Annotated in this window: 20 protein-coding genes; 9 read left to right on the top strand and 11 right to left on the bottom strand. The window is 47.3% G+C overall.

The annotated features are described in order from the left end of the window. Nucleotides 1–268: 268 nt before the first annotated feature. Complete coding sequence (locus ASF99_RS01985) at nt 269–1,138, bottom strand: nucleotidyltransferase-like protein (RefSeq protein WP_035398755.1); 870 nt, start codon at nt 1,136–1,138, stop codon at nt 269–271. Between the two features lie 114 nt (nt 1,139–1,252). Here ASF99_RS01985 and ASF99_RS01980 point away from each other — a divergent pair, with 114 nt between their 5' ends. Next, nucleotides 1,253–1,615, top strand: coding sequence for a DUF2614 family zinc ribbon-containing protein (locus tag ASF99_RS01980; RefSeq protein ID WP_029340912.1), 363 nt, complete (start codon nt 1,253–1,255; stop codon nt 1,613–1,615). Between the two features lie 14 nt (nt 1,616–1,629). Here ASF99_RS01980 and perR read toward each other — a convergent pair whose 3' ends face one another. Continuing rightward, on the bottom strand, nt 1,630–2,052 hold the full coding sequence (perR, locus tag ASF99_RS01975) for a peroxide-responsive transcriptional repressor PerR (protein WP_369792039.1): 423 nt from the start codon (nt 2,050–2,052) through the stop codon (nt 1,630–1,632). Nucleotides 2,053–2,227: 175 nt separating this feature from the next. Here perR and ASF99_RS01970 point away from each other — a divergent pair, with 175 nt between their 5' ends. Further along, the gene (locus tag ASF99_RS01970) at nt 2,228–3,526 is read left to right on the top strand and encodes a glutamate-1-semialdehyde 2,1-aminomutase (protein WP_055966719.1); all 1,299 of its coding nucleotides are present in this window, start codon (nt 2,228–2,230) and stop codon (nt 3,524–3,526) included. A 49-nt stretch (nt 3,527–3,575) separates the two neighbouring features. Here the strand turns inward: ASF99_RS01970 and ASF99_RS01965 are convergent, their stop codons facing one another. From ASF99_RS01965 to mutY, 4 genes are all read right to left on the bottom strand, one after another. Next, nucleotides 3,576–5,309, bottom strand: coding sequence for an ABC transporter ATP-binding protein (locus ASF99_RS01965; RefSeq protein ID WP_055966722.1), 1,734 nt, complete (start codon nt 5,307–5,309; stop codon nt 3,576–3,578). Nucleotides 5,310–5,399: 90 nt separating this feature from the next. Beyond that, on the bottom strand, nt 5,400–5,942 hold the full coding sequence (gene ntdP / locus ASF99_RS01960) for a nucleoside tri-diphosphate phosphatase (RefSeq protein ID WP_023467311.1): 543 nt from the start codon (nt 5,940–5,942) through the stop codon (nt 5,400–5,402). A gap of 116 nt (nt 5,943–6,058) precedes the next feature. Further along, on the bottom strand, nt 6,059–6,484 hold the full coding sequence (locus ASF99_RS01955; protein WP_023467310.1) for an SRPBCC family protein: 426 nt from the start codon (nt 6,482–6,484) through the stop codon (nt 6,059–6,061). Beyond that, nucleotides 6,484–7,500, bottom strand: coding sequence for an A/G-specific adenine glycosylase (mutY, locus tag ASF99_RS01950; protein ID WP_023467309.1), 1,017 nt, complete (start codon nt 7,498–7,500; stop codon nt 6,484–6,486). The genes ASF99_RS01955 and mutY overlap by 1 nt, the downstream gene beginning before the upstream one ends. Before the next feature lie 103 nt (nt 7,501–7,603). Here mutY and ASF99_RS01945 point away from each other — a divergent pair, with 103 nt between their 5' ends. Beyond that, nucleotides 7,604–8,587: a metal-dependent hydrolase gene (locus ASF99_RS01945; protein WP_023467308.1), complete on the top strand. Its 984-nt coding sequence runs from the start codon at nt 7,604–7,606 to the stop codon at nt 8,585–8,587. A 47-nt stretch (nt 8,588–8,634) separates the two neighbouring features. Here the strand turns inward: ASF99_RS01945 and ASF99_RS01940 are convergent, their stop codons facing one another. From ASF99_RS01940 to ASF99_RS01920, 5 genes are all read right to left on the bottom strand, one after another. Further along, a complete protein-coding gene (locus ASF99_RS01940) occupies nt 8,635–8,907 on the bottom strand; it encodes a YfhJ family protein (RefSeq protein ID WP_023467307.1) in 273 nt (90 codons plus the stop codon). Beyond that, nucleotides 8,904–9,224, bottom strand: a complete 321-nt coding sequence (locus tag ASF99_RS01935) for a DUF1811 family protein (RefSeq protein WP_023467306.1) — start codon at nt 9,222–9,224, stop codon at nt 8,904–8,906. Before ASF99_RS01935 ends, ASF99_RS01940 begins: the two co-directional genes overlap by 4 nt. Nucleotides 9,225–9,284: 60 nt before the next feature. Next, the gene (locus tag ASF99_RS01930) at nt 9,285–11,345 is read right to left on the bottom strand and encodes an ABC transporter ATP-binding protein (RefSeq protein ID WP_055966716.1); all 2,061 of its coding nucleotides are present in this window, start codon (nt 11,343–11,345) and stop codon (nt 9,285–9,287) included. A 14-nt stretch (nt 11,346–11,359) separates the two neighbouring features. Beyond that, the gene (locus ASF99_RS01925; protein WP_055966714.1) at nt 11,360–13,087 is read right to left on the bottom strand and encodes an ABC transporter ATP-binding protein; all 1,728 of its coding nucleotides are present in this window, start codon (nt 13,085–13,087) and stop codon (nt 11,360–11,362) included. A 318-nt stretch (nt 13,088–13,405) separates the two neighbouring features. Continuing rightward, complete coding sequence (locus ASF99_RS01920) at nt 13,406–14,224, bottom strand: RecX family transcriptional regulator (protein WP_035398763.1); 819 nt, start codon at nt 14,222–14,224, stop codon at nt 13,406–13,408. A 133-nt stretch (nt 14,225–14,357) separates the two neighbouring features. On the opposite strand from ASF99_RS01920, the gene ASF99_RS01915 reads away from it, so the two are divergent. The 6 genes from ASF99_RS01915 (at nt 14,358) to ASF99_RS01890 (ending at nt 19,980) form a co-directional block, all read left to right on the top strand. Then, nucleotides 14,358–15,266, top strand: coding sequence for a TIGR01777 family oxidoreductase (locus ASF99_RS01915; protein ID WP_055966711.1), 909 nt, complete (start codon nt 14,358–14,360; stop codon nt 15,264–15,266). Nucleotides 15,267–15,284: 18 nt separating this feature from the next. Next, the gene (locus ASF99_RS01910) at nt 15,285–16,424 is read left to right on the top strand and encodes an amidohydrolase (RefSeq protein ID WP_055966708.1); all 1,140 of its coding nucleotides are present in this window, start codon (nt 15,285–15,287) and stop codon (nt 16,422–16,424) included. 230 nt (nt 16,425–16,654) lie between these two features. Next, nucleotides 16,655–17,215 (top strand): GNAT family N-acetyltransferase, encoded by a 561-nt coding sequence (locus ASF99_RS01905; protein WP_023467300.1) that lies wholly within the window; start codon nt 16,655–16,657, stop codon nt 17,213–17,215. Nucleotides 17,216–17,342: 127 nt separating this feature from the next. After that, nucleotides 17,343–18,026: a response regulator transcription factor gene (locus ASF99_RS01900; RefSeq protein ID WP_023467299.1), complete on the top strand. Its 684-nt coding sequence runs from the start codon at nt 17,343–17,345 to the stop codon at nt 18,024–18,026. Further along, nucleotides 18,023–19,417 (top strand): sensor histidine kinase, encoded by a 1,395-nt coding sequence (locus tag ASF99_RS01895; RefSeq protein ID WP_055966705.1) that lies wholly within the window; start codon nt 18,023–18,025, stop codon nt 19,415–19,417. Before ASF99_RS01900 ends, ASF99_RS01895 begins: the two co-directional genes overlap by 4 nt. Continuing rightward, the gene (locus ASF99_RS01890; RefSeq protein WP_055966702.1) at nt 19,414–19,980 is read left to right on the top strand and encodes a TVP38/TMEM64 family protein; all 567 of its coding nucleotides are present in this window, start codon (nt 19,414–19,416) and stop codon (nt 19,978–19,980) included. Before ASF99_RS01895 ends, ASF99_RS01890 begins: the two co-directional genes overlap by 4 nt. The last annotated feature ends 7 nt before the right edge of the window (nt 19,981–19,987 follow it).

The following is a 19,987-nucleotide window of genomic DNA, read 5'->3' as shown; positions in this document are numbered from 1 at the left end:
TACGATTTTTGCCTCATCGTTCAGTTTTCAAAGTTCGTCGTGTCGTTTTCAGCGACTTTAATAAGATATCACGGAATAACTTAAGCGTCAATCCCTTTTTGAAATCTTTTTTCTTTCTCGTCACCGTCCAGTGCGTGTTGCCCTGTCGACATGTATTAATATACTATCTCGGTATAATACCGTCAATAGTTTTTCTAAAAAAACTTTTGAAATCTTTTTCCTTCTATATATAGCCAAAACAACACATAGAAAAAAATAAAGCCGATCGTCATACGACCGGCTCATACGTTACGAGTTCGACCCCTGCTCCTTTAGTTGTTTGATACGAAATCCTGATCAGACCTTTTCGCATAAAGAAATCAATCAGACTACTTAAATCCACTTTGACTTCTTGTAGTCGCTCTTCTTCCATCAATTCATACATTGTCCAAGGACTTGTCCGCTCACGCATGATTTCAAATAAATAGCGTCCTCCCGATAAGACCTTCGACTGCAGAAGATGCTCAAGTCCAATCAAGGCGAGGTGAATACGTTGATCTAATGTCTCTTCACTCATCAATAATTGTTCATATAGTTTATAGACATCCGGATCATCGAGTCGCGCTTGTTCCCAGACGACTGTTTCGGGATGTTTTCCTTTTTCCAGAACAGATAATCGCGCGAGATGATGTAATGCGTGATGGACGTGTGTATAGGCATCATAATGATGTCCGCGACTGAACAAGTTCCTTCCGTCTTGGAAACGACGCAAAAGTTTAGCGAACGAAATCGTCATCTGTAAACATCTTTCCTCATCAGGAAAGTTTAATAGCTGCCGTTTTAAATCAACCAAGTAATCATTTCGTTCAAAAACGATCGTTCCTTCTGCAATCCAGTGAATCGCGCGTCGATTCGCATTTAACAAAATCCAGCGTGATAACACATCTTCATGTACGAGGTGTAATGATACCTTTAGTGTATTCAGTCGATAATGTTTGATCGTCCACTCGACTTCTGGGTCTCTCGTGATGACGACAAGAAGTGTATCAAATTGATCCGTCAGGGAATCCCGTGGTTGCCGTTTCTCAACAGCAATGATCCCTTGTGTTTCGCGATAAGCCGCGTACTCCGAATAAATCGTTCGTGTTGCTTGTTCCATGTACTTCTCACCCTTCTATACGAACTCGTCGTTACCATTTTCGACAAAAAAACAAGCTTTCCTTCTTCAGACAATCCCACTTCTTATGCTAGACTGACAACAGGGGGAATTCACTTGAAAAAACAACGTAAAAATAAAATAAACCGCGCGAGAAACTTAGCTATGTTTCTTGTGTTCGGTGGGATGCTCGTCATGTATGGCGGTCTATTACTCAAACAATTTGAAATCATCATGGTCTTACTCATGCTTCTCGGTTTCGTCATGGTTCTCGCCAGTACGGCACTCTATTTCTTGATTGGTCTGACATCAACGAAGGCAGCTGTCGTCACTTGTCCGAACTGCGGAAAAGAAACAAAAGTCCTTGGTCGCGTCGACTTATGTATGCATTGCGATGAACCACTGACGATGGATCCGTCTCTTGAAGGAAAAGAATTCGATGAAAAATATAATAAACATAATAAACGAGCTCCCCGCTAAGGCAGCTCGTTTTTTTATTGGACATTCGATTGACAGTCCGGACAAGTTCCGTACACTTCTAATCGGTGACGATCGACTTTAAAGCCCGTTAAGTGCGCCGCAACCGTCTCAACATCATCGAGCACAGGATAGTTGAAATCAACGATCTTTCCACAGTTCTCACAGATCATGTGGTAATGGCGTGTCGTAACGAAATCGAAGCGACTTGAAGCGTCTCCGTAATTCATTTCCTCAACGATTCCCTTTTCTCGAAACACGCGTAAGTTATTATATACAGTCGCCACACTCATGTTTGGAAAACGATGTTCGAGTGCACGATAAATCTCATCCGCTGTCGGATGCGTGTGTCCCGTCGTTAAATATTCCAAAATCGCGTGACGTTGTGGTGTCATTCGAACGCCTGATTCCCGAAGTGACTTCACGGCGTCATCCAGCATTTCGTTAGCCACGTCCATCCCCTCATTTCTATCTTTCATTGATTATCAGATTGTAATCTTTATAATTAGTCTACCTACAAATAGGCATTCCGTCAACGGCTCTGCACCGGATTTGACGTCCATGATACAATCATATCGTGATATTTTTCACGAATCATCGATTGGAGGAATCCTCATGTCTACTCACACTACACGTCCTACTTCAGAGGCGTTATATGAAATCGCACAAGAGTGTATCGTCGGTGGCGTCAACAGCCCATCGCGTTCATTCAAAGCCGTCGGAGGTGGCGCACCTATCTATATGGAACGCGGAGAAGGTGCTTACTTTTATGATGTCGATGGCAATCGTTATATTGATTACTTAGCAGCCTATGGTCCGATCATCACTGGACATGGTCACCCTCACATTACGGAAGCGATCACCCATGCTGCCCAAAATGGTCTTCTTTACGGCACACCACACCGTCTAGAAATCGACTTTGCACATAAACTACAAAAAGCGATTCCTTCGCTTGAAAAAGTACGCTTTACGAACTCGGGAACCGAAGCTGTCATGACGACGATTCGCGTCGCACGTGCGTATACGGGTCGTGAGCTCGTCGTGAAGTTCAGTGGATGTTACCACGGTCACTCGGATTTGATGCTGATTGCAGCAGGAAGCGGACCAGCGACACTTGGTTCTCCCGATTCAGCTGGTGTCACGAAAGCGACGGCAAAAGAAGTCATTACGACACCATTCAATGATATCGAATCGTACCGTCAAATCATGGAACAATGGGGCGATCAAGTCGCTTGTGTACTCGTTGAACCGATCGTCGGAAACTTCGGTATCGTCGAACCGCAACCTGGATTCCTTGCTGCGGTCAACGAAATCACGCATGCACACGGCGCACTCGTCATCTATGATGAAGTCATCACAGCCTTCCGCTTCACGTACGGCAGTGCACAAGAGTTACTCGATATCCGTCCTGATATGACGGCACTCGGCAAAATCATCGGTGGTGGTTTACCGATCGGCGCTTATGGCGGTCGCAAAGAAATCATGGAACACGTCGCGCCACTCGGTCCGGCTTACCAAGCAGGTACGATGGCAGGTAACCCAGCATCCATGGCTGCGGGTATCGCTTGTCTTGAATTACTTGAGAAGCCTGGTGTCTATGAACAACTCGATCACCTTGGCGCCTTACTCGAACAAGGTGTGCTAGAAGCAGCAAAACGTCATGACGTCACGATTACGATCAACCGTCTAAAAGGTGCCATGACGGTCTACTTCACGGATGAAACAGTCATCGATTACGATGGTGCAGAACGTGCAGATAGCGAGATGTTCGGACGTTTCTTCAAATTGATGCTAGAAGAAGGCGTCAACCTTGCCCCTTCGAAATACGAAGCGTGGTTCTTGACGACGGAACATACGGAAGCCGACATCACAGAGACAATCGCAGCAGTCGATCGTGCCTTTGCTCGACTCTAAGTCCCCCCACTAAAAAAGCAGCGACCTCGCAAAGGTCGCTGCTTTTGTGTTATTCGACGAGTTCCAGATTTTGAATGGCATACAGTTCGAAATAAGCGCCTCGTTTTTGCATGAGGACTTCGTGTGTTCCGATTTCCGTAATTTGACCATTTTCGATGACGACGATCTTATCGGCATCGGTAATCGTTGATAAACGGTGCGCGACAGTAAACGTCGTCCGTCCTTTCGCGAGACGCGCTAACGAATCTTGAATCATCGCTTCGCTCTCTAAATCGAGCGCACTCGTCGCCTCATCCAAAATCAGAATCGGCGGGTTCTTCAAGAAGACCCGAGCGATGGCTAGACGTTGCTTTTGACCACCCGATAACTTGACGCCTCGTTCACCGACCGGCGTATGATAGCCGTTCGGTAACCGTTCGATGAATTCGTGGGCATTCGCTGCTTTTGCCGCTGCGACGACTTCCTCATCCGTCGCCTCCGGATTCCCCATCTTAATGTTCATCTGAACCGACTCACTGAAGAGAATCGACTCCTGCATGACCATCCCGATCTGATCGCGAAGACCACGCAACTTCAAGTCACGAATATCAACGCCGTCAAGCGTGATCCGACCGGCAGACACATCATAGAAGCGTGGAATTAAACTGACGAGCGTCGATTTCCCACCACCTGACATCCCGACGAAAGCAATCCGTTCACCTGCCTGAACGTCAAGCGTTAAGCGATCAATCGCTAGCTCGCCGCCTTCTTCGTAAGCGAAACTGATGTTTTCGAACTGAACGTTTCCGCGGACATCTTTTGGATCGCGTGCATTCGGTTTTTCCGTGATGTCATACGGCTCATCTAAAAACTCGAACATCCGGTCCATCGAAGCGATCGACTGTGTCAACGTCGTTGAGGAGTTAACGAGACGACCGAGCGGCGCATACAGACGGTCGATATAACCAATGAACGCAACCATCGTCCCGAGTGTCACTTGTCCGTTCAAGACGAAGAACGCCGCTGTCCCGAAAATAAGGATTGGTGCGAAGTCCGTAATCGTCGAGACGACGACGTACGTCCGCGCATTCCAGTTCGTTTGACGCAGCGCCGCTTTTAAGAACCCATCATTTTGATGTTTGAACGCTTTGTTCTCGTGCGGTTCGAGTGCAAAACTACGAATGACTGCCATGCCGTTGACCCGTTCCGTCAAATGACCTTGTAGTTCCGCAAGTGCTGCCGAACGTTCCCGTGTCAATCCGCGTAAGCGACCGTAAAAGAACTTAACGGCGAGGGCGTAGAATGGTAACGGAATAATGGCGACGAGCGTCAACTTCGGATCAATCGTCCACATGATAGCGATCGCAATGAAAATCGTAATCATATCAAGCCATAAGTTCATTAATCCCGTGACGACGAAGTCTTTCGTCTGCTCGACATCATTGATGATTCGCGAGATGACTTCTCCGGTTTTCGTATTCGAATAAAAACGAAGCGATAATTTCTGAACATGATCAAACAATCGATTACGAACGTCAAATAAAATCTTCGACGCTGACCATTGCGCGAGGTATTGACGGACGTATTCAAGCGGTGGCTTGACGATCAGGAAGATGAAGACACCCGCTCCGATCAAATACGCCAATTGTTTACTTTTTTCCGCCATCGGCATCGTGTTTCCAGTTAGGATATTGTCGATGATGTACTTATACAACAACGGAAGTCCAAGTGGGATCGAGAACTTGATGATCCCGACGAAAACCGTCAGGAGAATCTGTTTTTGATACGGCTTGACGAACGCCATATAGCGGCGGATCGAACCTTGTTTCTTACGTTTTGCTTGTGTTGCCACGTGTTTCACTTCCTTCAATTAAAAAAAGACGATGGCGAACCATCATCTCCGATATCTTGTTTCATATTCACGATACCACATATCCACGAAAGCCGGGTTAAATGGACCCTTGCGACTGCGGATCCATTGAATCAGGATTTGGACATTGTCTTTCAAAATACGATCGATCGCCTTCGGATAGTTCATCTCGCGGCGATGCTTCTCATACTCGTCCTCATCGAGGATCATGTAGGACATGTCCGGATACACTTTGATATCTAAATCGTAATCAATGTACTTGACTGCTCGATCTTTCTCATCGAACGTAGAAGGTGATCCAAGATTGCAGTAATAGTAAATGCCATCCTCCCGAATCATACAAATGACATTGAACCAGAGTTCTGTTGAAAAGTAACAGATTGCAGGCTCTCGTGTTCGCCACTGACGACCATCCGATTCACTGACCATGATGCGGTCATTGAACCCAATCAATTCTTCTTCCGTCGATTTCAGCACGAGCGTTTCTTCCCAAACTCTGTGTAAGCTCCCGTTATGTTTGAAACTTTGAATCTCAATCTTGCTACTTTCTTTTGGGAATCGACTCATGTGCTACTCCTTTCTAAAGCGTTTTTCTTCCATTCTGTTATACTCTCGTGCTTATTATACCCATTTTCAGAACGCATGAAAAACGAAAGGGTATTTTTTCAGAAAAATGACGGAATTCAGGCTTGAAAGTGATTCAAAATCGCATTTTTTCGTTGTTTGAACATCGGTTTCAAGATGAATGCTTCAATGACGAAGGCTGGCAAGAAGGATGCGTACGTCACTTCATCCACGAAATAGACGCCAGATTCACGTTCTTCGACTCGGTGCACGTGGCACCATGCCCGGAATGGATACGGCACTTTTGTACCGACATCGACGAAGACATATTCTTCTACGAAAGGAATCCAAGACGTCCACGAGACAAATAGTGGAGGAACACCAACGCGCAGACGAATCGTATTTCCTGCTCGCGTCCGCGTATCACCCGACGTCTTCACTTGCGGAAATACTGTCAATCGACTTAAGGCCTTGGCGTCACTTAAAAAATCCCACGCTTGCTCCTTTGATGTATCGACACGTGTCTCAAAACGAAAAGTATGCATTAGATTTCCCCCTTTAATAGTCGATCAATCTTCATTTGCGCGACAGATACTGGATGCGTCGCATACGTTTCCTGATCAACTAGTACCGTCTGGTCCGGCTGTTCCGTCACGCGATAGACGGCAATTTCCCAAATCCGGTGTGAGAAGATATGTCGAACGTGCCCGACAAGCGTCCCATTACGATCTTCTTCTGCTTCTCGAAGTGGGTATTGCCACATCCCTGCGAGCAAACCTGTTTCTGCTCGTTGTTCAATTGCGATTTTTCCGTTCGTTTCATAGACGAGAGCATCATACGGAATAATTTGCGTCTTCCCTTTCTTCGTCTTCACAGGTAGTTCTTCCTGTGCATTTCGATCATATGCAAAACAAACGTCTTGAACAGGACAGAGTCCACACATCGGAGACTTTGGTGTACAGACCATCGCACCGAGTTCCATCAAACCTTGATTGAAGCTGGACGGGTCAGCCGGATCAATCAATTGATGTACCGCCGCCTCAAACAATTTCCGTGTCTTCGGTGCAGCAATGTCTTCATAAATCCCAAGTACACGCGAGAGGACGCGCATCACATTTCCGTCTACAGCTGGTTCTGCTTGCCCATAAGCAATCGATAGAACCGCTCCTGTCGTATACGGACCGACGCCCTTCAGCTGACTGAACAATTCCTTTTCGTCCGGAACGATTCCATCATATTTTTCAACAACTTCCTGAACCGCGATTTGAAGATTCTTGACACGGGAATAGTACCCTAAGCCCTCCCAGTGCTTCAGAACTTCACTTTGATCCGCTTCTGCCAAATCATGCGGTGTCGGAAAACGTTTCGTAAAGCGCTCGTAATACGGAATGACTGTATCGACGCGCGTTTGTTGAAGCATGATCTCACTAATCCAGATATGATATGGGTTTTTGGTTCTTCGCCACGGGAGATCCCGCTGTTCACGAAGGAACCAGGCAATCAGTTCTGTGGTAAATTGTGTTTTATTAAAGTTTGTGAAATATTCTTGAACGACAGTCAAAAGGTTACCTCTTTTCTCTTGGATACGATATATTTATTAAAAATTACTCGGCAGAACCTCGATGGATTCACCATCACGATTTTATAGAAGGAGCGAATTCGCATTGGATACTGGTACGCATATCGGCATGGGACTTTGTCTCGCCGCCATCTCGACGCTACACCCTGACGTCGCAGCGAGCACGACGATGTTTGCTGCCGTGACGACGACGGCGCTCGTCGGTTCACACGCACCGGACTTCGATACTGTCTTTAAGTTTAAAGGAAACAGCGCCTACTTGCGTCAACACCGCGGAAAATCGCACGGGTTGATCGCTTTGCTCGCCTGGCCGTTATTACTTTCAATCGTCATCGGCACGTTATTCGGTGTACCTCCGACTTCATTATGGCTGATGGCGCAGATCGCTGTCGCTCTTCATGTCTTCGTCGATCTGTTTAACGCTTACGGAACACAAGCCTTACACCCGTTCAAAAAATCCTGGATCGGTTGGGGTGTCATCAATACATTTGATCCATATCTGTTCACGATGTATTATGCCGCGTTCGGGATTTGGCTACTAACGAGAGCGACGATCGTCATCTTCCCGATTTTAATCGCCATCGTCATTATCTACTACGCTGTTCAATTCAAGTTACGAAACGATGCCCTCGCGACCGCAGCCCGCTATTATCGCGGCGCGCATAAACTGTTCATCTCCCCTGGCATGAAATGGGATGAGTGGCATGTCGCGGCACGGTTACGCGATGAGTATTCCGTCGTTAAGATCAATAGTGGAACCGTCGTCGAATGCGGAAACTTCCGGATCAAGGACGAACCACACGGTGACGCCTTGTACGAAATCGTCAAACAAAACGCGGACTTGCAAGCGTTTCTTGAGTTTTCGAAGATTCATACGTATACGGTCTCACGAAAGGATGGCATTGTCGAATACCGCTTTACGAACTTACGTTACTTCACGAAGGAAGTCTATCCATTCGTTGCCGTCGTCAGAATCGACGCTGCCACACAAGAGATCGTCAGCTCCTATACCGGCTGGGTGTTCAGCGAACGGACCTTGCAGAAAAAACTGTTCATCCCTGCATTATAAAGACAAAGCTCCGCGCAACGGAAATCCCGATGTGCGGAGCTTTTTTTTCATTCGACGTTTCGACCTGTCATCAAATGTTTGAATTTTTCGTTCGTCGTATTAAATCGGTGTAACATTGCCCCGTGCTGTTTGATCTGTTGCTCGACGAAATGAACCGCGACGGCTTCACCTTGATATTTCTCACCTGCGCGCGCGAGTGTCGCTTCGAAATCTTCCCACAGCACTTCGACCCACGTCAGTGCTTCTTCCGGGGTTAATACTTCATTCACTTGCAATAATTCTTCAGCCAGTTGCTGAAGGGCTTGTTCTCGATTCGTCATGTCTGTTCTCCCTCTCCTGTGAATAACGCGAGCGGAATCGCGACTTCCTGAGCGGTTCCTTCAAAATGTCCCCAGCCCATGACGCCATTGACGAAGTGTAACTCAAATCGTGCCTCTTCTCCTTCGATTCGGTAAAAGGCTCCCCGTTCGAATCGTGCCGGATCGATCAAATAACTTTTCGCAATGGCGATTTTTCGCGTCACGACTTCCACTTCACTGACGTTCCCGTGTTGCTCCGCTTTTCGTTTTTGTTCACTTAATTTCGTGATCAACATCTCAAGCTCGTATTTCGATAATTGACTCATCCGTGTCTCCATTACAAAAACTCCCCCTCTTCGTTTTTCAGTATAAACGAAAAGGAGGAGAAACTGGATGGATTAGCTTGATTTCAATTCAAGATTCCGTTTACTTTGTAACGCATACATTTTCGCATAAATCCCGGACGTTGCAAGGAGCACATCATGGGATCCTCGCTCGACGATCCGACCATGATCGAGAACAAGAATCTCATCCGCATCCTTGATCGTCGACAAGCGGTGGGCGATGATGAACGTCGTCCGCCCTTTCGTTAACGTCAGCAAAGCATCCTGAATGACCGCTTCCGTTTCCGAGTCAACGCTCGCTGTCGCTTCGTCAAGAACTAGGATCGCAGGGTCGAACGCTAGCGCACGGGCAAAACTGATCAACTGCCGTTCCCCCGCTGATAACGTGGCACCTTTTTCGATGACTGGTTCATCGAGCCCGTTCGGTAAACGATCAATGAACCGATCCGCACCGACAGCTTCAATCGCTTGTCGTACTCGTTCTTCGGAAATATCAGGATTGCCGAGTGTGATGTTCGAGCGAATCGTTCCTGTGAAGAGGAACGGATCCTGTAGGACGATCCCCATATGCTCACGGACCGCTTGTTTCGGTAAAGTCGTCACGTCCTGTCCGTCAATCAACAACTGTCCTTTTGACGGATCATAGAAACGCATCAGCAAGTTCATGATCGAACTTTTCCCACTGCCCGTGTGTCCGACGAGGGCAATCGTCGCGCCAGGACGAGCATCAATTTGAATCTCACGTAATACGGGATTTCCCGCTTCATAACTAAATTCGACGTCCTTGAAGGACACCGCCCCTTTAAACCGAGCAACACGACCTTGTTCGACCGGCTCTCCCTTTTCGTCGAGCAACTGGAACATTCGGTCCGCTGACACGAGTGCTTGTTGTAGCGGTGACAGCTGATTCATGATTTGGGTGACCGGTTCGAATAAACGGGACACGTAATCGATATACGCATATAAGATCCCGAGCGATAAAAACGAGCCGTTCGTCAGACTTTTCCCACCGACGACCCAAATCAACAAGGCGAGCGTCAAGTTTTTCAAAAAGTAGGATAAGTTGTGGGACATCAGGGCATCAAGTCGTAACAACTTTGCCCGTGTCTGATAGTTCTCTTCGTTCTTTTGTTCGAATTCGGCAAGAACTTCCTTCTCACGTGCATAAGCCTGAATGATCGGCATCGTCTGGATGTTCTCATTCAGTTGACCATTCATGTCGGCAACGAGGGAGCGGACTTTGAAGTTGTTCTTCGTCGCGAGTTTCTGGAATAGCTGAATCCAGAAATAGACGATCGGAATGATGATTAGTGAGACTAGTCCTAAGCGATAATCGAGGAAGAACATCGCGACCAGAATCCCCGCCATCGTGATGATCCCCGAGAAGACCCGGGCGAGCACACCGAGATATAGATCGCGAATCGTTTCCGTATCATTCGTGACGCGACTGACGATTTTCCCGATCGGTGTCTGGTCGAAATAACGAACCGGTAACCGTTGCAGATGCGTAAAGACATCAAGACGCATCCGTTTAATGATTTTATGAGCAGATCGCTGGAGCAAGATTTGCTGAATCCAGTTCAAACCAGCTGCTACTAGCAGCAAAAGGACGTAGATCAAGGACAACCAGCCGATTGCTTTTAAGTCTTTTGAATAAAAATCATAGACCTGTCCTTGTGTCAGTTTTTGAATATTATCATACGTGTAGACGTCGTCTCCACGCGTGACCGTCATCGTATTTCCACTGATTTTCCGCTCTCCTCCACTGACGACTTGTTTCGGTACGAAAAAGTAGCCGTTGGTCGTTTGAACGATCGAGACGGACTGAACGATCTGACTTTTCGAGACGTCTTGTGCTTTGGCGAACTGACGACCGTCATATGTGACCGCTCCGTCCGCTTTAACTTCGACCCAGTCCTTCTCAATTGCCACGATATGTTCATCAATGATGACTTTGGCAATATACGGACCTGTCAATTCCGCTCCGACTGCCAGTACGAGTAGAAACAACCCTAATAAAATCGCTTGTTTCTCATGCATCGCATAGCGGATCAACGAACGGATCGTCGTCTTCCGACGTGCCGGATCGAGTTGGTATAATTCTAATTCATTCATGCAGAGGCACCTCCTTACATCTCTTCACTTTGTCGCTCGAATTGTTGAGCGTACCAGCCATTTTGTGCCATCAGGCTGTCATGTGTTCCTCGTTCAGAAATCATTCCGTCTTGCAAGACGATGATTTCGTCCGCATGTGCTACTGCCGATAAACGATGGGCAACAATCAATGTCGTGGATTGGTGGCGATTCGATCGAATCGAATCAATGATATGTGATTCCGTTTTCGCGTCTACCGCTGATAGTGAATCATCAAGCAACAGCAACTCTGGTTTTTTTAACATCGCCCGCGCGATCGAGAGACGTTGCTTTTGTCCTCCCGACAACGTGACGCCACGTTCACCAACCATCGTCTCAAGTCCTTGTTCCAGCGTTTCGATATCTTTTTCAAACGATGCGAGACGAATCGCTTCCTGCAATTCTTCTTCTGTCGCTTTACCTGCACCGAATAGAATATTGTCCCGAACGGATTTTGAGAATAATAAATGTTCTTGTGAGACGTAACCGGTCCATCCGCGAACCGTCTCTAGCGCAACATCTTCATACGGTACGCCGTTGACCGTCAGCATATCCCGTCCGATTGGATACTCACGTAAGAATTGACGCAAGAACGTCGTTTTCCCGGATCCTGTTGGTCCGACGATACCGATCGTTGTTCCTTGTTCGATCGTCATATTCAAATCTCGTAAGACCGGATGGGCTGTCTCTGGATACGTAAACGTCAAATCGTTCATCTCGATCCGTTCAGGGCGATCGACGTGTTCCCGCGGTGTCGAAGCAATCAACGGTTTGACTCGCATCGTTGCTTCTAAGCGGTCAAGACTCGCTGTTCCGCGCTGGATGACATTGATCAATTCACCAAAGGCGTACATCGGCCAGATCAGCATCCCGAGATAGATGTTAAAGGCGACCAATTGTCCGAGCGTGATGTCGTTCGTAAAGACGAGATATGTCCCGAACGATAAGCCGATCAAGTAACTGAAGCCAACGAGCAGCTTGATGATCGGTTCAAATAAGACGTCGATTTTTGCGACGTGCATATTTTTCTCAAAGACATCCGTCGTGACATCGTCGAACCGTTTAACATCGACTGGTTCTTGTACGAACGAGCGGATGACACGCAGTCCGGAAATCGACTCGACGACCTGGTCATTCATCGTTCCAAATGAATCCTGGGCAGTGATGAAACGTCCGTGAATTTGACTTCCGAGCTTATTCATCGCGTAGGCGAGAAGGGGCATCGGTAACAAGGCAGCAAGCGTCAACTTCCAATCGATCGCCACCCCCATGACGACGAGCGTGATTGCCGTCATGTTCAACGAGTCGACGAGCGTCAAGACACCAAATCCGGCTGTCCGCTCGACCGCCTTCAAGTCGTTCGTCGCGAGCGCCATCAAGTCTCCCGTCCGATTCTTTTGGTAGAACGTCGGCGTCAGTTTCAATAAGTGCGTAAAGAAGCGACTCCGAAGTGTCCGTTCTAATAAAAATGCCGTTCCGAATAATTTCGCTAACCACAGATACGTCAAGATGAAGGAAACGATGGAAATGACTGTTAATCCGATGACGTATTGCAAGAGCGTCGCCTGGTCCATCGATCCCGACCGCAATCCGTCGATGACCTTACCGATCAGCCATGGCGGCGTTAAATCGATGAAGCCGGTGATGATCAATAAGACGACTGCTACGAGATACGATGATTTGTGTTCTTTTAGAAACCAACTCAATTGCCGAAATAAACGCATGAGGGTCCCCCCTTTACTGTGAAATGAAGTACTTTTTCCGAGCACGCAAAAAGGCATACGGATTTCCGGATGCAGTCCGAGAATCAGTATGCCTTGAAATGGGCATGATGCATTCTTGTTCGTCTGCGCGCTCGGGAGACGAATCCCCTTGCTCGCACATGAAATGAATTACTTATACGTGCTCAAGAGTCTCCGTCGTATTCAGCTGTTGGATATGAGTGAAACCAATTGGCTTTTTCATAGGACGGTTCCTCCTTTTCTTAGTCTGTGCGTAGAATAGCACAATTGTCGGATAATTGTCAATTTTTCGTCTTGCTTTTATTGTTCCGCCTCTTCTTCTTTGACTTGTTCGAGGACTTGAGCCGCTAGACCGTATGGAAATCCTTTTCGGACGAGCGCTTGTTTCACTTTCTGTTCGCGTTCGAACGGTTCAAGTTGCCGGTATTTCGGATAATACTTGCGCGCTTGATAAAGGGCCGCTTGTTCTTCTTCGTCACCTTCTTCAGCTCGAAAGACCTCTTCAATGCCCGCTTTAATCAAATCGGACGAAAACCCACGCTGCATGAGCGTTAACTGCAACTTTTGTGTCAGTTCCCGTACGGAACGCCGTTGCAGCTCTTTTTGCTTTTGCCGCAAAAACTTCAGGACTTTTTCGTATTCCTCTTCATCCGTAAACGTCACGATCGCTTCATCAATCGCTGTCTTCGGTATCTTCAATGCCTCAAGGTCGCGGCGAATCCGTCCCGGACCTTGAGGTGTCGTCGCTTTTTTCGTTGCCGTATAAGCAAGTGCGAACTGTTGATCATCCAAATAGCGTTGCTCCGTCAATCGATCGATTGCATGTTTGATCGCATGCTCCGGTGTCTCTTTCTCTGTTAAATAGGCGACGACTTCACTCGTCGCCCGCATGCGGTACGATAAATGATTCAACGAGAGACGATACGCTTTTTGCTGTTCTTCAGCCGTCAACACTTCCTTGACGAAATCGTCATCGAGTTCCTTATCGCGTTGTAGATTGTATTTAATTAAGATATCGACGTCTACGGCAAAGGCATATTCCTCTTTGCCATCACGCTCGACATAGATGTTGAATCGTTCGCTGTTCTTTTTCTGCGTCGAGATCCGTTTGATCTTCATGTCGTTCCCTCCCCTAACCTGATTCGGTAGTTCTACGATATCATGAACAGGCAGGTCTATGTTTGAGTGAAACCATGGAACGGGAACAAATGGAAAGAAGCTACTTTTACTTATTTCAGGGAGGATGGATTACATGAACATTGCGATTACCGGTGGAACCGGTATGATTGGTCAAGCCTTGACGAAGCGTTTACTCGAGCAAGGACATCATATCTTTATCTTAACGCGTCATCCGAAAGCAAATGACGCGCATGTCACATATATCAAGTGGATGACAGAAGACGCAAAACCGGAACAGCACTTAGAGGGCGTTGATGCATTCATTCATCTGGCTGGTGCTTCGATCAACGACGGACGTTGGACGGATGAACGCAAACGCGTCATTCTCGACAGTCGCGTCAGCACGACGAAGGAGCTCGTTCGAATCGTTGAAGCACTCGATCAAAAGCCAAATGTCGTATTGTCTGCTTCTGCGGTTGGCATTTACGGACAAGATCGGCATCAAACCTTCTCTGAAGATCACCCCCTTCCACCGACCGCTGACTTCTTAAGTCATGTCTGTGTCGCGTGGGAAGATCTTGCCCGTCCGATTGCCGACGCTGGCATTCGACTCGTCCATCCACGAATCGGTGTCGTCTTAACGAAAGCCGGTGGCGCTTATCCGTTAATGCGCCTGCCTTATGTCTTGTTTGGTGGTGGGACGATGGGCGACGGAAAACAGTGGGTCTCCTGGGTCCACATCGATGATTTAGTCGATTTATTCCTATTCGCACTTGAGACCCCGACAGTCGAAGGACCACTGAACATCACTGCGCCTCACCCGGAGACGATGCGCCGTTTTGGACAGACGATCGGAAAAGTCTTACATCGCCCACACTGGCTCCCGGCGCCACGCTTCGCGTTAGAGCTCGCACTCGGTGAAAAGAGTACGATTGTACTAGAAGGAGCTCGTGTCATCCCGAAAAAAGCGCTCGAAAACGGATACAAGTTTCGGTATGCTGAACTAAAGGATGCATTGCGAGCAATCGAGCATTCAAACTAGTACAGGGGTGGACGATACTTGGATATCTTAATTCGAAATGCACATATCTATCCGATTACTTCGGACAGTTTTTACGGGGACATCCGTATTCGTGATGGAAAAATCATTGAAATCGGTGAATTACTGGATCATTTAGACAACGATCAAGTCATTGAAGCAGAAGGTCACTTTTTATTGCCCGGTTTCATCGATGCCCATACACATCTCGGATTATATGACGAAGGTACCGGAACCGTCGGAAATGATGCGAATGAGACGATTTTCGCGATGACTCCTCATCTGCGTGCCATTGATGGCGTCTATCCGCTGGATGAAGGCTTTAAGGAAGCCGTCGAACACGGGATCACGACCGTTCAAGTCATGCCTGGTAGCATGAACATCATTGGCGGCGTCACGAGTGTCATCAAGACGCACGGACGGTTCATCGATGATATGATTCTTCGAAAGTATGCGGGTCTGAAGGTGGCGCTCGGTGAAAACCCGAAGCGTGTCCATAGTGCTGGTCGCGCCGGTGAACTGACACGGATGGGCATCATGGGGATGTTGCGCGAAGCCTTTCTTGAAGTTCGGACACAACGAGTTTCCGAAACGTTCGCCCATCAGATGATCAAACGGGTCCTTGATCATAAAATGCCGCTTCGTGTACATGCGCACCGAGCAGATGATATCCTTTCCGCCATTCGTTTTGCGGAAGAGTTCGATCTCGATTTACGTATCGAACATTGTACGGAAGGTCATCTCGTCGCAAAAGAGATGGAACAATTACCGATTGAAAAAGTGACGGTCGGACCCACCTTCACGCGAAAGTCTAAAATCGAACTGAAGAATAAGACATGGGAAACGTATCGAATTCTTCATGAGCATGGTCTTGAAATCTCCATTACGACCGATCATCCGTACACCCCTGTCCAGTACTTGAATCTCTGTGCCGGTCTAGCTGCACGAGAAGGTCTACCGGTCGATGTCGCCTTGCGCGCGATCACGATTCATCCAGCCCGCTCGCTCGGTGTGGACGATCGCGTCGGATCGATCGAGGTCGGAAAAGACGCGGATCTCGTCCTATGGAGTCACTTCCCACTCGACTATTTAGCGAAGCCGCTCATGACGATGATTGACGGAAAAATCATTTTTGAACACGCTCAACTGAACTTGACTTAACCCCACCCCCGCCAGGTGTTTTTTGCACCTTTCGGGGGTTTTAGACGCTTACGGAAAACATCTTGTTTTTGTATCTTTTTTCACAAAAATTATTTTCTTGCAATTTTAAAAAAAGAAGGTAATATTATCTTATCCGACAACTGAAGAAGGCATACCATGCGCGGTTCAAACGAGTCAGACAGGTAGCTTTCGACAATCATTCTTGCGGTCCTAAAAGGAGGAATGGAAGTATGCTCAAGCAACGGGAGCTGAGCGACTGCGCTGATTTGTTCGAACTGATGCAGCATCAAGACGTATATCCGTACGTCCGCCAAAAAACACGGTACTTTGATGAATTTCTGTTTACTACAAAGCAGGCAATCGAAGAGGAAGAACGTGGTGAAATCGTATCACGTACCATCCTAGATGAATTCGATCAACCGATTGGTACGATTAGTTTACTCGATATCGAAGGACAATATGGGTTTCTCGGTACATGGTTAGGTAAACCGTATCATGGTAAAGGATACAATCATTTAGCGAAAGAAGCCTTCTTCTCTGAGCTGTTCTTTGAGCTTGGATATGAGAGTGTCTTCATGAAAATTCGCAAAAGCAATATTCGGTCACAAAAAGCAGCTGAAAAATTGCCGTATGCGTTCTGTGCGGATGAGTTGCGTCCTGCGCTTCTTGAGCAATTGAATGCCGGCGAGACACAGTTCACGCTATATGAAGTCTCAAAATCTAGTTTCCACATGTACATTCATGGTCGGGAGCTCGAAACACTATACGATCACCAACAACTCGAAGCATGAGAGCCTTGTCTCTCATGCTTTTTTGTGTCCACGCATGCGCTTCTAAAGTTTGAAATGGTATGATAAATAAGAAAACTCATCTTTATGGAAGAAACACTTTCTTCTACAGGAAATGGAGCGAAGACTAATGCCAGAATCGTTTAACATTCTCGTAGTAGATGATGAAGCACAAATGCGTGATCTTCTCGTCTCGAATCTTGAAAAAGAACACTACACGACGATGACAGCTTCTAACGGACAAGAAGCGATCCATCTCATTCAACAAAATACATTCCATCTCGTTCTACTCGATGTCATGATGCCGGAAATGGACGGCTTGACAGCATGTATGCGCATCCGTGAGTTCTCAAACGTTCCGATCATCATGCTGACGGCACGTTCGGATGAACTCGATCGCATTCACGGGCTGAAAATCGGAGCTGATGACTATATTACAAAACCATTCAGCCCTCGAGAACTGCTTGCTCGCATCGAAGCGACGCTTCGTCGTTCTCATCGCTTTACAGTTGATCAATCGGCTACCCTGACGCTCGGCATGCTTGAACTCGACACTGAAAGTCGGAGTGTCCACGTCAATGGCAAGCCGGTCAGCCTGACACGTAAGGAATTTGATTTGCTGCACCTGTTCGCTCAAAATAATGATAAGGTCTTTTCTCGTGAACAGTTACTCGATCAAATCTGGGGTGCGGATTATATCGGGAACTTACGGACGGTCGATACACACATCAAAACACTTCGCTTAAAGCTCGGGGAAGCTGGTGGCTCGATTCAAACGGTCTGGGGCATCGGTTATAAATTCGAGGAAGTATGATTAAGCGCTATACGATCCGGCGCCGGATTTGGATCACGATTTGGTTCACAAGCGTTTTTTCCGCTATTTTATTCGTCCTGCTGACGTTCTATCTCTACGACCGGTTCTATCTTCAGACGCAGGAAGATATCTTATTGAACCGAGGCGAAAAGCTGATCAACATTTATGAATCTGAAGGATTATCTGGTGCTTTTTACGATGGAATGACTTATACGAATGAGTTGACGGAATCGAAAGTCTTCTTTATCGATTTCCTGAAGAAAAATCCAGCTGGACTGCGCTTTTTGACGAATGCGGATATCGAAGAACTTCGAAACGGTGAAACCGTCGTCTCCAGTCGGACCCATCCGATTGAAGGAACGGACATTTTGATGACCGGATTTCCGATCATCGAAAACAATCGACTGGTCGGTACATTGATTTTATATCTAGAACTCGGTCAAATCAGTGAACCATTCCGCCCACTCCGCCTGATGATCTTCTTCATGATCGGACTGATCGTCTTGAATCTCGTCATCTTCGGACGACAAATCATCGATACGATCATCCGTCCGTTGATCGACATGAAGCGCGCCTCGACTGTTTATGCACAAGGTGACTTTGATTATCGGATTCCGATTCAATCGGACGATGAGATCGGGGAACTCGCAGAAACATTAAATAAGATGGCGGAATCGCTCGGAGAAGTCGACGAGCAGCGGAAGGAGTTCCTCGCGAACGTCAGTCATGAATTGCGGACACCACTCTCCTACATCCGTGGCTATACGGAGATGATGCAGGATGATTCGCTCGAGGAAGAAAAGCGTGCGCAGTATTACCAAATCATCGAGCGGGAAACGGAACGTCTGCAACGTCTCGTCAATGATCTACTCGATCTCGCTCAACTTGAACGCGATTCCTATCCGATGTCGAAACAACCACTTGTCTTCAGTCAAGTACTTGAAGATGTCATTTACCGGATGGAACCCATCGCCCAGTCAAAAGGAGTCACGTTCGTCATGAATCTCGACCCGGATCAAATTGTCTTAGGCGATACGGACCGCCTTGAGCAAGTCTTCGGCAATTTACTCGATAACGCCTTACGGTACACACCGCCTGGTAAACAGATTTTCTTATCGACTGAAACGATCGGCGACCGGACGCATTGTCTTATCCGGGACGAAGGAGAAGGCATTCCGGGAGAGCACCTTGATCGACTGACAAAACGTTTTTACCGTGTCGATAAATCACGGACGCGTAAAGATGGCGGAACCGGTCTTGGTCTTGCGATCACAAAACACATCATCGATCGTCATGATGGAACGATCCGGTTCGACTCCGTTCTTGGAGAAGGAACGACTGTCCACATCGAGTTACCGCTTCTTCCGGATGAAGAGGATGGATTCGAATGATGGAACATCATGTCATCCAAACCTTTGAACTCTTCGGACCGTTCGCTCCGTTCGTTAGTATCTTATTCGGCGTCGTCGTCAGTGTACTTGGTGTCCTACCGAGTACGTTCGTCACCGCTGCGAATCTCGTCTATTTCGGTCTATGGATGGGCACATTGCTCTCTTTCATCGGTGAAGTCCTAGGTGCGGTTTGTGCGTTTCTACTTTACCGAAAAGGACTGCGGTATGCCCTTCGTCGCCCACTTCCGGATCGATTCGCTCGTTTGCAACAAAAACTACAAGCACAACGAGGACGCGAAGCTTTTTTGACGATCATCTTGCTGCGGCTGTTACCGTTCGTCCCGTCTGGCATCGTCAACATCGTCAGTGCTGCTAGTGGTATTTCGATTCTACTTTTCCTGACTGCCAGTACGATTGGAAAAATTCCAGCCATGTTAGTCGAAGTGCTTGCCGTCCATCAGTTCATGCAATCCTCATCCATCGTTCAATGGTCGATTGCAGGCGTGGCACTCGTTGGTTATCTGATCTATCGTATTCAACAAAAACGAGCATCATCGATATAAAACTACA

Source organism: Exiguobacterium sp. Leaf187, from assembly GCF_001423925.1.
GTDB classification, from domain to species: Bacteria; Bacillota; Bacilli; order Exiguobacteriales; family Exiguobacteriaceae; genus Exiguobacterium_A; species Exiguobacterium_A indicum.
Note: the sequence above shows the minus strand (reverse complement) of the source record. Positions and strands in the feature narration are given on the sequence as shown.

Excerpts from the sequence above, each read along its gene's own strand:
- ASF99_RS01985 (WP_035398755.1), bottom strand. The coding sequence starts at position 1,138 with ATGGAACAAGCAACACGAACGATTTATTCGGAGTACGCGGCTTATCGC.
- perR (WP_369792039.1), bottom strand. The coding sequence starts at position 2,052 with ATGCTGGATGACGCCGTGAAGTCACTTCGGGAATCAGGCGTTCGAATG.
- ASF99_RS01970 (WP_055966719.1), top strand. The coding sequence starts at position 2,228 with ATGTCTACTCACACTACACGTCCTACTTCAGAGGCGTTATATGAAATC.
- ASF99_RS01965 (WP_055966722.1), bottom strand. The coding sequence starts at position 5,309 with ATGGCGTTCGTCAAGCCGTATCAAAAACAGATTCTCCTGACGGTTTTC.
- ntdP (WP_023467311.1), bottom strand. The coding sequence starts at position 5,942 with ATGAGTCGATTCCCAAAAGAAAGTAGCAAGATTGAGATTCAAAGTTTC.
- ASF99_RS01955 (WP_023467310.1), bottom strand. The coding sequence starts at position 6,484 with ATGCATACTTTTCGTTTTGAGACACGTGTCGATACATCAAAGGAGCAA.
- ASF99_RS01940 (WP_023467307.1), bottom strand. The coding sequence starts at position 8,907 with ATGACGAATCGAGAACAAGCCCTTCAGCAACTGGCTGAAGAATTATTG.
- ASF99_RS01935 (WP_023467306.1), bottom strand. The coding sequence starts at position 9,224 with ATGGAGACACGGATGAGTCAATTATCGAAATACGAGCTTGAGATGTTG.
- ASF99_RS01930 (WP_055966716.1), bottom strand. The coding sequence starts at position 11,345 with ATGAATGAATTAGAATTATACCAACTCGATCCGGCACGTCGGAAGACG.
- ASF99_RS01925 (WP_055966714.1), bottom strand. The coding sequence starts at position 13,087 with ATGCGTTTATTTCGGCAATTGAGTTGGTTTCTAAAAGAACACAAATCA.
- ASF99_RS01920 (WP_035398763.1), bottom strand. The coding sequence starts at position 14,224 with ATGAAGATCAAACGGATCTCGACGCAGAAAAAGAACAGCGAACGATTC.
- ASF99_RS01915 (WP_055966711.1), top strand. The coding sequence starts at position 14,358 with ATGAACATTGCGATTACCGGTGGAACCGGTATGATTGGTCAAGCCTTG.
- ASF99_RS01905 (WP_023467300.1), top strand. The coding sequence starts at position 16,655 with ATGCTCAAGCAACGGGAGCTGAGCGACTGCGCTGATTTGTTCGAACTG.
- ASF99_RS01900 (WP_023467299.1), top strand. The coding sequence starts at position 17,343 with ATGCCAGAATCGTTTAACATTCTCGTAGTAGATGATGAAGCACAAATG.
- ASF99_RS01895 (WP_055966705.1), top strand. The coding sequence starts at position 18,023 with ATGATTAAGCGCTATACGATCCGGCGCCGGATTTGGATCACGATTTGG.
- ASF99_RS01890 (WP_055966702.1), top strand. The coding sequence starts at position 19,414 with ATGATGGAACATCATGTCATCCAAACCTTTGAACTCTTCGGACCGTTC.